The 10,716-nt window shown below is 35.9% G+C and carries 10 protein-coding genes and 1 pseudogene; 4 read left to right on the forward strand and 7 right to left on the reverse strand.

Going from position 1 to position 10,716, the window contains the following annotated elements; all coding sequences use genetic code 11:
- Window positions 1-666: an MOSC domain-containing protein gene (locus HMPREF1052_RS02465; protein WP_005758864.1), complete on the reverse strand. Its 666-nt coding sequence runs from the start codon at window positions 664-666 to the stop codon at window positions 1-3.
- A 123-nt stretch (window positions 667-789) separates the two neighbouring features.
- On the opposite strand from HMPREF1052_RS02465, the gene HMPREF1052_RS02470 reads away from it, so the two are divergent.
- From HMPREF1052_RS02470 to HMPREF1052_RS02480, 3 genes are all read left to right on the forward strand, one after another.
- Window positions 790-2,289: a helicase HerA-like C-terminal domain-containing protein gene (locus HMPREF1052_RS02470; protein ID WP_005759271.1), complete on the forward strand. Its 1,500-nt coding sequence runs from the start codon at window positions 790-792 to the stop codon at window positions 2,287-2,289.
- Between the two features lie 49 nt (window positions 2,290-2,338).
- Window positions 2,339-3,097 carry a uridine phosphorylase gene (gene udp / locus HMPREF1052_RS02475; RefSeq protein ID WP_005759059.1) on the forward strand — a complete coding sequence of 253 codons (759 nt, stop codon included), beginning with the start codon at window positions 2,339-2,341 and terminating at the stop codon, window positions 3,095-3,097.
- Between the two features lie 212 nt (window positions 3,098-3,309).
- Window positions 3,310-4,665 (forward strand): MFS transporter, encoded by a 1,356-nt coding sequence (locus HMPREF1052_RS02480; protein ID WP_005758911.1) that lies wholly within the window; start codon window positions 3,310-3,312, stop codon window positions 4,663-4,665.
- A 43-nt stretch (window positions 4,666-4,708) separates the two neighbouring features.
- On the opposite strand, the pseudogene HMPREF1052_RS02485 reads toward HMPREF1052_RS02480, so the two are convergent.
- Together HMPREF1052_RS02485 and HMPREF1052_RS02490 are read right to left on the reverse strand one after the other, a co-directional pair.
- Window positions 4,709-4,996, reverse strand: a pseudogene (locus tag HMPREF1052_RS02485) (shikimate 5-dehydrogenase); the annotation flags it as partial.
- Between the two features lie 123 nt (window positions 4,997-5,119).
- Window positions 5,120-5,437 (reverse strand): hypothetical protein, encoded by a 318-nt coding sequence (locus HMPREF1052_RS02490; protein WP_005759102.1) that lies wholly within the window; start codon window positions 5,435-5,437, stop codon window positions 5,120-5,122.
- Window positions 5,438-5,867: 430 nt separating this feature from the next.
- Between HMPREF1052_RS02490 and HMPREF1052_RS02495 the strand changes: the two genes are divergently transcribed.
- Complete coding sequence (locus HMPREF1052_RS02495; RefSeq protein ID WP_040596171.1) at window positions 5,868-6,377, forward strand: hypothetical protein; 510 nt, start codon at window positions 5,868-5,870, stop codon at window positions 6,375-6,377.
- 66 nt (window positions 6,378-6,443) lie between these two features.
- Here the strand turns inward: HMPREF1052_RS02495 and HMPREF1052_RS02500 are convergent, their stop codons facing one another.
- The 4 genes from HMPREF1052_RS02500 to HMPREF1052_RS11565 form a co-directional block, all read right to left on the reverse strand.
- The gene (locus HMPREF1052_RS02500; protein WP_005759262.1) at window positions 6,444-7,538 is read right to left on the reverse strand and encodes an IS1595 family transposase; all 1,095 of its coding nucleotides are present in this window, start codon (window positions 7,536-7,538) and stop codon (window positions 6,444-6,446) included.
- Between the two features lie 203 nt (window positions 7,539-7,741).
- Window positions 7,742-8,791, reverse strand: coding sequence for a restriction endonuclease subunit S (locus HMPREF1052_RS02505; protein ID WP_005758947.1), 1,050 nt, complete (start codon window positions 8,789-8,791; stop codon window positions 7,742-7,744).
- The gene (locus tag HMPREF1052_RS11560; protein ID WP_256593593.1) at window positions 8,784-9,275 is read right to left on the reverse strand and encodes an N-6 DNA methylase; all 492 of its coding nucleotides are present in this window, start codon (window positions 9,273-9,275) and stop codon (window positions 8,784-8,786) included. Before HMPREF1052_RS11560 ends, HMPREF1052_RS02505 begins: the two co-directional genes overlap by 8 nt.
- Window positions 9,272-10,570: an HsdM family class I SAM-dependent methyltransferase gene (locus tag HMPREF1052_RS11565; RefSeq protein ID WP_005759184.1), complete on the reverse strand. Its 1,299-nt coding sequence runs from the start codon at window positions 10,568-10,570 to the stop codon at window positions 9,272-9,274. Before HMPREF1052_RS11565 ends, HMPREF1052_RS11560 begins: the two co-directional genes overlap by 4 nt.
- Between the last annotated feature and the right edge of the window lie 146 nt (window positions 10,571-10,716).

The raw sequence follows: 10,716 nt of genomic DNA on the forward strand, positions 1-10,716 counted from the left end.
TTAGGCCGCCTGCTGTAAATTACGTAATTGTGAGTTAACAGAACGTTTAAACGCTGGCGCTAATTCCTCAATGGCTAAGGCTTCTTCTAATTCTGCGACACTTGAAGGAGCAGAAAGTAGCGTGTTTAAACGACGAATTGTCCATTCTGGATAAGGACGATGTTGCAAGATGAGTTCATCGCCTTGATGAATTTCACCTTCTTCGATCACGCGAACATACCAGCCTGTCCAACCTGATTGATGAATAACCTCTCTTGCATTCTCATTCTTGGTATTATGAGATAAACGTTTGCAAGGTTTACGTGGTTGAGAGACTTCTAAAAGCGTAGTGCCAATTTTGTAACGATCGCCTATACAAACATTATCTTCATGTAAGCCTGATACGACAAAGTTTTCACCGTAAATGGCACTACCGTGGAAATCAAACTTTTCACCAAGCAGCTCGTTTAAAGCGTCGAAAGACACATCAGACATAAAAAACAAGGCTTTATCAACACCACCGTGATGGGCTTTTAAACCAACATCGTTACCTTCTGCACCAAGCGTGTGCACTTTTACCATCGGTACCGGTTTTTTACGGATAGCACTTTCATATGAGCTGCCATAAGGGAACGTTAAGGTTTCTATCAATCCTGTTTTAATAATAAGAATTTTTGCGTTTGACATCTATTTTTCCTGCTTTGAGTTAGTTTTGATAAATTATACCGTAAAATCACTTAAATTTTGACCGCACTTCGTTTTTTCCTTATCATTCGTCTTAAATAAAACCAACAAAACAAAAGAATCTTTATGCAATATTCTCTCGCACGTACCGAACAAGGTCAAACCCTTGGCATTACCGCAAAAATGGCAAACCGTCATGGTCTGATCGCTGGGGCGACAGGGACGGGTAAAACCGTAACATTACGTAAAATGGCGGAGGCGTTCAGTGATGATGGCGTACCAGTCTTTTTAGTCGATGTAAAAGGTGATTTGTCTGGTTTAGTCAAAGCTGGCACATTCAGTGGCAAAGTGGCAGAACGCATTGAGCAATTTGATTTAGGTGGCGAGAGTTATTTAAATGGTTATCCTGTGTCATTTTGGGACGTATTTGGTGAAACAGGTATCCCACTTCGCACCACGATTTCTGAGATGGGGCCATTATTACTTTCCCGTTTATTAAATTTAAACGTAACCGAAGAAGGCTTATTAAACCTCGTATTCCGTGTTGCAGATGATAAAGGCTTGCTACTCATTGACTTAAAAGATTTACGCACAATGCTTAAATTTGTGGCAGAGAATGCAAAAACCTTCCAAGTAGAATATGGTAATGTTTCAGCCGCGAGTGTAGGGGCGATTCAACGTGCCTTACTGACACTTGAAAATGAAGGGGCGACCAATCTTTTTGGTGAGCCGGCATTAAATCTTGAAGATTGGTTACAAACCCGTGATGGTCGTGGTGTGATCAATGTTTTAAATTCTGAAAAATTAATTAATTCCCCAAGAATGTATAGTGCGTTCTTGCTTTGGTTAATGTCTGAATTATTTGAGCAATTGCCGGAAGTCGGCGATCCAGATAAACCAAAATTTGTGATGTTCTTCGATGAAGCACACTTACTTTTTGATGGCGCACCGAGTGTGTTGGTGGACAAAGTGGAACAAGTGGTTCGTTTAATCCGTTCTAAAGGGGTAGGGATTTATTTTGTAACCCACAATCCATTAGATTTACCGGATACCGTGTTAGGCCAATTAGGTAACCGCGTTCAACACGCATTACGTGCTTTCACGCCACGCGATCAAAAAGCGGTGAAATCCGCAGCAGAAACGTTCCGTTCAAATCCTGCTGTCAATGTGGTTGAAACCATTTCAACTTTAGGTGTGGGCCAAGCATTAATTTCATTCTTAGATGAAAAAGGCATGCCAACGCCCGTTGAAGTGGCGTATGTTTATCCGCCAAAAAGCCAACTTGCACCGATTACTGAAGAAGAGCGAGCAGCGTGGGTGAAAGACGATGATCTTTATGCATTTTATAAAGATTACGTGGATAATGAGTCAGCTTTCGAAGTGTTAAATGTGCAAGCGGATTTAGCAGCAGTGCAACAAAAACAAGCCGAACAAGCGCAGCAAGAGGAAGAGAGCGGTTTATTTGGTCGCTTAAGCCGTATGATTTTTGGAACACAAAAACGCGGGGATAAACTTTCTTCGACAGAACAAATTGTGAATAGCGTGGCAAAATCAGTCGGTCGCAATATTCGTAATGAAGTGACCAAACAAATCATGCGTGGTATCTTAGGGGCATTGAAAAAATAACGAAAATTTGACCGCACTTTGCGGCAAGAATGATAAAAAGGAGATGATTATGTCTGATGTATTTCACTTAAACCTGACTAAAGCACAATTAAAAGGTGCCACATTAGCTATCGTGCCGGGCGATCCAGCGCGTAGTGAACGTATTGCTAAGAAGCTTGATAATCCTGAGTTTCTTGCAAGCACACGTGAATACACTTCTTGGTTAGGCTATTTAAATGGTCAACCGGTAGTCGTATGTTCAACTGGTATTGGTGGTCCTTCTACGTCTATCTGTGTGGAAGAGCTGGCTCAGCTTGGCGTACGTACATTCTTACGTATTGGTACAACAGGCGCAATTCAACCACATATCAATGTAGGTGATGTTCTTGTTACAACGGGTGCAGTCCGCCTTGATGGTGCAAGCTGTCACTTTGCGCCAATTGAATATCCAGCAGTGGCAAATTTTGAATGTACCACGGCACTTTTCAATGCGGCTAAAGAAAAAGGTATTGAGCCATTTGTAGGAATTACAGCCTCTTCAGATACTTTCTATCCAGGTCAAGAACGTTATGATACCTACAGTGGTAAAGTATATCGTGATTACCAAGGCTTGTTAAAACAATGGCAAGATCTCAATGTGATGAACTATGAGATGGAGTCAGCCACATTATTTACGATGTGTAATGCCCTTGGCTTACGAGCAGGTATGGTGGCAGGTGTGATTGTGAACCGTACACAACAAGAAATTCCAAATGAAGCAACCATGAAAGATACGGAAGATAAGGCAGTATCAGTGGTAGTGGAAGCAGCAAGAAAATTGTTAGCATAATGTGTAAAAGGCGTTTTTAATAAAAACGCCTTTATTTTTTACCATATTAAAACAAGTGAATTCTGCTATTTCGCCTCTGAAAATATTTTTATCTCAATATTTAATTTTTTTTCAAAATGCTGCAAAAATGTGATGCGCGTCACAAAATTCGCTCTCCTTTTTCATTAAAATTCTAAAACTCTAAACAGTATTTTTACTAGAAAGGATTCATTATGAGCAGTACAACAAATCTTTCATCAAGAATGAATGGTATGAATAGTAGTTATTCAACCGAAATCAAAAGTAAATATTTAAAATATCAGCTTCATTCTCTTATCGGTGTTTTTATTGGTTACATGTGTTACTACATTGTCCGTAATAACTTCGTCCTATCCACTCCCTATCTGGCAGAAAAATTAGAGCTTTCTAAGACGCAAATTGGTTTACTGACATCCTCTTTGCTGATTACATACGGGTGTAGCAAAGGCGCAATGAGTATCTTGGCAGATAAAGCTAATCCTCGCTACTTTATGGCTTTAGGGCTTCTTCTTTGTATTCTTATTAATATTATGATGGGGTTCTCAACAAGCTTCTATTTATTCGTAGGATTAGTCATTTTATTAGGGGTATTCCAGGGAATGGGGGTTGGTCCTTCAATTATTACTGTTGGATATTGGTATCCACGTAGCCAACGTGGGCGAGCAAGTACAACTTGGAATGTATCACATAATTTAGGTGGTGGTATTGTGGCTCCTATTGTAGGTGCTAGTCTTGCTTATCTCGGTTCTGAACAATGGGAAATTTCTACTTATGTTGTACCGAGTATCATTGCCTTAATTGGTGTTTTCCTTGTGTTATTTTTTGTGAAACGCCGTCCTGCTGAAGAAGGACTGCCAACCGTTGAGGAAATGTATAACGAAGAAACGGTTAATACAAAATTAAAAGGTCATTTATCTGAAAAACCAGAAAACATGACTGCATTCCAAATTTTTTATAAATTTGTCGTTAAAAACCCTAATTCTTGGTATCTCGTTGGTGTTGATATTTTCACCTATATGGTTCGTTTTGGTATGTTAACTTGGATTCCGCTTTATCTTCTTAAAGAAAAAGGTCTTACTAAAACAGATATGGGCACTGCATTTATGATTTTTGAATGGGCAGCTATTCCATCAACACTCATTGCTGGATGGTTAATTGATAAATTTTTCCGTGGAAAAATTATGTATTTACCAATGATTTGTATGACGATTGTCTTCTTCTGTGTATTCGGCTACATGAACTCAGAATCTATTTTTGCCATTATTTTATTCTCTGCAATAGTTGGGTGTTTGGTCTATATTCCTCAATCGATGGTTGCAGTACAAGCAATGGAAGTTATTCCTAGTTTTGCATTAGGATCTGCAGTAGGGTTACGTGGATTTATGAGTTATATCGTTGGCTCCACATTTGGTACAACATTGTTTGGTTTTGTTGTAGATAAATTTGGTTGGAGTAGTGGATTCTATACCATCATGTGTGGTGCGGTGATGTGTTTTATTTTCTGCTATTTATCTCACCGTGGCTTGCAAAAAATTCTTAATATGCAATAAACGAAAAAGGCGTTTTGAATTAAAACGCCTTTTTTATTGAGCCTTAACTATTTGCCCTTGCAAAAGCAGCGGCTTCAGCAACTAATTGATCATCAGGTCGAATGCCTGTGTAGAGCTCAAATTGTTCGACGGCTTGTAGCACAATTACTTCAGCACCAGAAATAGTTTGTTTACCTTGCTGTTGAGCAAGTTGGATAAATGGTGTTTCAGCAGGAATCGCCACCACATCAAAAGCGGTTTGAGCTTGCTGAATGAGATTTTCAGGAAAGGCGAGATCAAATTCTTCTTTTCCACCTTTCATCCCAATTGGCGTAACGTTGACTAAAATGTCCGGTATTATTTAGCAGTTGCACAAAGACCGAAAATTTAAACAAAACCATACAAAAATGCCCTTATTTCGATAAGGGCATTATTTTTAATAAATGTATTTTACAGAATTCTACTTATTTTTCCATTACTCACTTTTCCGTTTTCTTCTAAACAGTCTTTCTCGTTGCTCCTCTAGCAACATTTGTTCCATCATTGCAGGATAAGCCTGTTCGCAGAGAGCAACGTATTCAGGTTGGGTGAGGTGTTCTCTAATTTTAGTCGGGCAACGTAGATAGATTTTATCTTCTGCAAAACTACTAATAATAGAAAGCATCTGATAAAGTTTCCCATCTTCGGTTTCAAACACTTCATCGGTAAATTGTATTTCAAAGATAGCGACCAAGACTTGATTATCAGTAATTTCATACGTTCCATAAAAGACAAGTTGATAGCGAGGTAACATAAGATACTGATTACTTTCGCTAAATGTTCTAAACTACTAAGCCTTTTTCAACCAACTTGTCTTATTATTCATTATTAATAGATTTTATCTTTGTTGAACTTAATACTTTACGAAGTTAATAGCCTTTATTTAAAATTATTAGTAATAGCTAATAATAATTGACATTTTGAATATATAACGTAGTATAGTTCCCTTTATATGATTTGCTTGATATAAAAATGACAACAAATGTTTGTAATTTACTGCCTGATTCGAAAGTTTTTGCGTGTGATTCTAGGTGGTCCTATGAAACTGATGATTTTTTCTATTACATAGATGATTCAGGTTATGATAAGATTTGCTACACAGATAAGGTGTTAGCCGTTTTTGCAGGGAATGCATCGGTAATAGATAGTCTAAAATCTGGATTAATAATGGTTGTATTGGTGATATGCCGTCCCCTGAAGGAGCTAGTATCATAGCGTATAATTTTGTTGATGATACTCATTTTAAAAGGAATCATTCGTTTACTTTACCATCAAAGGATGTAGTGGAAGTTATTTTTTCTGGTTCAGGCACTCGTGATGCAATCAGAAGCTGGAGAAGCAATAAATGTGCTGTACAAGCTGTAAAGGACGCTTGTGTTACCGATCTCTATACTGGTGGAAGAGAAAAGTTTTTTGATATACAATCAAGAAATAATAATATCAGTTCAACTCAATTAGAATTGTCCCAATTATTTAATTTACTACTAAGGGAGGGATTTGTTATGAAAAAACAAGTTTACCAAACAATGCCATATCCTCTGAAAGATTATGTAAATGATCCAGAAATAAGAAATGACTTATTTGCTCTTTCATCAGGAAAAGCTTCATTTGATGCCCCGTCTCCTGAAGCCGAAATGAAATGGGATGAAGAAGAAGTTCAAGAGCTGAATTTATTTTTTCAAAAATGTAGATAATAAGCTCTAATCTTACATAAACTAAAGCAATCCCTCATAGGATTGCTTTTTTATTTAATTATGCATTTATGCAATTGCAAGATATTGGCTATCATTTGAAGCTTCCATACATAAACTTTCCAATCCGAATTTTGCCGTAGGTTTCTTATTTCCCTGCCAGTAGCCAGTTAAATCTCGTGAAGGTCTGGCTTTCAAACAACGTTTTAATACGTTGTCGAATTTGTCTTTATCTGACTGGTAACGAAAATCCTCACGCCATGCGGCTTCAGTCGCGTAGTGCATCATGTAATTATTTCCCATCTTATGATACACACCCATAATCATTCTTCTAAATCTCGCAAAGAAGGATTCAGCTAGGTTATTGGTGGTGCCGTCAATCGAGCAATATTCTTGCGAATGATTTACGCGACATAAGTCATAGTGAAATGCCAAGCCATCATAAGCAGGATTTTCATCAGCACAAATTGTAGATTTTGGTGCGACTAAGCGATGTGTTAAAGCAAACATATCATCAGCATTTTCCTCTTTAACTAACGCAACGAGTGTGCGGTCTGCTCCTTTTATTATTTCCTGATTTGTAGCTTGTTGACGGAAAACCATAACGCAGGATTTGTCTTTACGTTGGTGACATCTCTTACGTCTATCAATTCGCTTATGTTTAAAATTTTTTGGTCGAAGGTAGTTATTCACATAACAACCATCAATATGAATAATGCCCGTGAGTGGTGTGTAATCTTGCGTTTTTTCAACTGCTTCACGGAATTTATGTAGTAATGCCCATGACGTTTTATATTGCACGCCAATATGACGAGATAAGTTAAGAGCAGAAATCCCTTTACTATTGATAGTGAAATAATAAACCGATAACAGTAGCTTTTTTAGGGAAAGTTTAGTGTGCTGAAAAATCGTACCACTTTTTACAGAAAAACGATGTTGGCAATGTTTGCACTGCCATTGCTTACGAGAAGAAATAAAATAGGCTTTATGCTCAATCTGGCAACGAGGACATTGAACAGTATGAAAACAATGAGAATTTCCCCAACGAGCATTTTTAAGAAGAATGAGTATTTCGGTATCTGATAAATCGTAAATAGCTAACGCAGAGAGATTGCGAAGTGCAGAAAGTAAGAGAGGTGATGTTTTTTTCTTGTTGTTTTTCATCTTTTCGTTCAACGTACATAATCAAGCTCCAACTTATTGTTTTATAGTCAATAAGTCATATTTCTCTTGCTAAATTGGTTGAACGAATTAAATATGAAAAAGCAAACGAGAAGATTTGCCTAAAGTAGGCAGTATTTTAGATCGAAACTTGATCGATTTGCAAGAATAAAAAGCAATCCCGAAAGGGATTGCTTATATATATTTTAAAGTAGCTGTTGTAAACTATTATTTTGTTGCTGAAATAAACAGCTTATATAGTCTTCCATATATTTCCAATCTGGAGTATTTTGATTAGTTATGGGTAGGGAAATATTTTCTTTTCTAAGTAAGTCTGGAAATAGTCCATTATTATATGAATATTTATGAGTAATAGTATTCAAACAAGCTACCAAGAACAAACAAGTGTTTTTAGATAAATAACTTGTGTCTATATAATAAATATCCCTACCTGAGACAAATTCTTTCTCTTGGTAGAAAAAAACGGTATTTTCTGCTCCAAATGAAATAACGCCTGATATTGTAGGTTGCATTTCTGATGTCTTAATAATATTGCATTTTATTCCATTGTTAAATTTTGTTCTCACAACATAAGGGATGCTATCAGATTCATTTTGCAAATTACATTCTTGAACATTTTTTGAGTGGATAACTTCAGGTTTTTTAATTTCAAATAATTCACCAATTTGAAAAGTTCCCCACTTTGTTATGTCTACACGTTTTGTTGTTGGTTTTCCTACATAGTTTACAACGGTAGAAATACCACCTCTCTTTATAAAATATAACCGCTTAATGTAGTTCTCCATATATTCCCAGTCTGGTTGATTGTTCGCCGTAGCTGGTAATTTTATTTTTTCTTGTTTAATTGAATTAGAACTTCCCATATCATTATATTCATAAAGTCTACTTAATGTTTTTCTTAAAATTGTACTTATAAACATACCATTTTTTTCATTAAGATTATCGTTATATAGCAAAATGATTGAGCTTCCCCCTCCCCCACGACCAAGAAAATCTGTTGGTTGATAAAAACAACTACCATCAACAGGACTAATCGTTATACAATTACCTCTATCTAAACATTCATCACTGAAAGGTGTAACAAATTTATCAATACCATTATTAAAATTGCCTGATGACACAAAAGGTACTGAGCCATCTTCATATTGTTTAATACTCCGACTATCAGGGCGTTTAATCTCAAATAATTTGCCAATAACAAACTCTTTCCAACCTGAAATATTTAATTTATTCATTGCTTTTCCCTTTTAGGTTTAATACGAGCTTATTATTTTCGATCTCTGATTGGTATAAAACTTTATTGAGCAGATTATCATTAAAGGTTTTCACATCAATACCATCTTCAAATAAGATATAGTCTAAGATGACTTTTTTGAAATCTTCTTCAAAGATCTCAAATTCTTTTTGTGGTTTTTGATATGATAAACATTCGAGTGGATCTAACCATTGATGTGTTTTGTATTTTTCGTCTTTTTTCATCAATACTACATCTAGCCAATAGCGTTCAATCTCAGCCCAGCGATTTTTAATATCGTGTCGCCCTTGGTTTTTCACTCGCTCCAAGCCGTCATCTTCCATATAGCAAGCAAAAACTTTTCGTTTATTCTGCGGTTTGCCTGCTTCAAATACAAAAATGCTGGTGGTAACGCCTGCATCGAATAGATTTTCAGGTAATTTAATAATACTTTCTAGAGTATGTTTTTTGAGCAAATTGCTCATTTTGTCTTTTTCCAGTTTTTTATCAGTAAGATAAAGGCGCATTTTGTCCCTACTGGCACATTTTCAAGTACATTTTCTACAATTTTTTTACAACCATATTTACGCTCATACGGAGGGTTCATCAATACTTTAGTTATTGGTTTGGATTTTATCCATTCACAAGCTTGTGTTTCTCTTGTATCTAGCTGCTCTAGGTTGGTTTTTCCGTCTTTATGAATGAGCATATTGGCACAGGCTAACGCGAAAATTTCTCTGTCAAACTCTATACCGAATAACTGATCTTTCTTGATATTTTCTGCTTCAATAGTATTTATACCACCCACTTCTTTAATCATATTTGCCATTGCTTTCACTAAAAATCCGCCACTACCACAGGTGGCATCTAGCACTTTATCGTTATGGCTAACTCCGATTAAGTCATACATAAAAGAGGTAATATGCTCAGGGGTAAATACTTGCCCACTCTCAGATTTTTTCTTATAGCGGTTAAACTCATTAAAGAAAATCCCCATTACATCTTCGCCATTCCAATTATTGGAATTAACAGAATGGGAAATATCAATCACACTATCAATAAAAGAATTGATGTCATCTTGGTTTTCCACGACATTCATTCTAATTTCGCTATATACTTCAAGCAAAATATCAATTTTTAGATTTTGCCTGCGATGTTCCTGCAATGACTTAGCTAATGTATCGTAAATTTTATTACGAAATGGCTCATAACCGTTATTTTTAATTGCATCTAAATTACCGCCAAATCGTTCTACCACTAATGCGGATGCAGTAAAAATCATTCGATGATACAAATTTTTAATACCGAATTTGAAGTGTAATAAATCATTAATTTTTTTAGTTAAAGAATAGATTTTATTTTTGTCTATGCTGTTATCTTTAAATAGATCTATATAGTATTGTTTATCTTGAAGAGTTTTAGCTGTATTGATTAGTTCTTTATTTTTATATACATCAACATTATAGCCATTATAGAGAATACCAATAATCTTTTTATATTTACTTGAAATAATGTCTATATTAGAAAATAATTCATCAATCCATTTTTCTTTTTTAATGTCTTCGTTACTATTTTTTGTTTCAAGAATTATTGCGACATCATTAGAATTACTAGGTAAATACCATCCATCAGGCTTTTTATCTGATTTAAAACCGAGTTGTTTGAATGTCGTAAGTTGCCCGACTCCAATCCCTAAAGTTGTAGATTTTAAATTATGGTCAAAACCAAGAATTTTTCCTGCTTCATCTCTAACAATATCTTCAGTTTTAAAAATAGCCATTAACAACCTCCCCAAATAAATTTGCAAGGTTGATATTTAGATAATAAGCTATTTGTAGGCTTGTAGGCTTGTAGGCTTGTAGGCTTGTAGGCTTGTAGGCTTGTAGGCTTGTAGGCTTGTAGGCTTGTAGGCTTGTAGGCTTGTAG

This window comes from Pasteurella bettyae CCUG 2042 (assembly GCF_000262245.1).
In the GTDB taxonomy this organism is placed as follows: domain Bacteria; phylum Pseudomonadota; class Gammaproteobacteria; order Enterobacterales; family Pasteurellaceae; genus Basfia; species Basfia bettyae.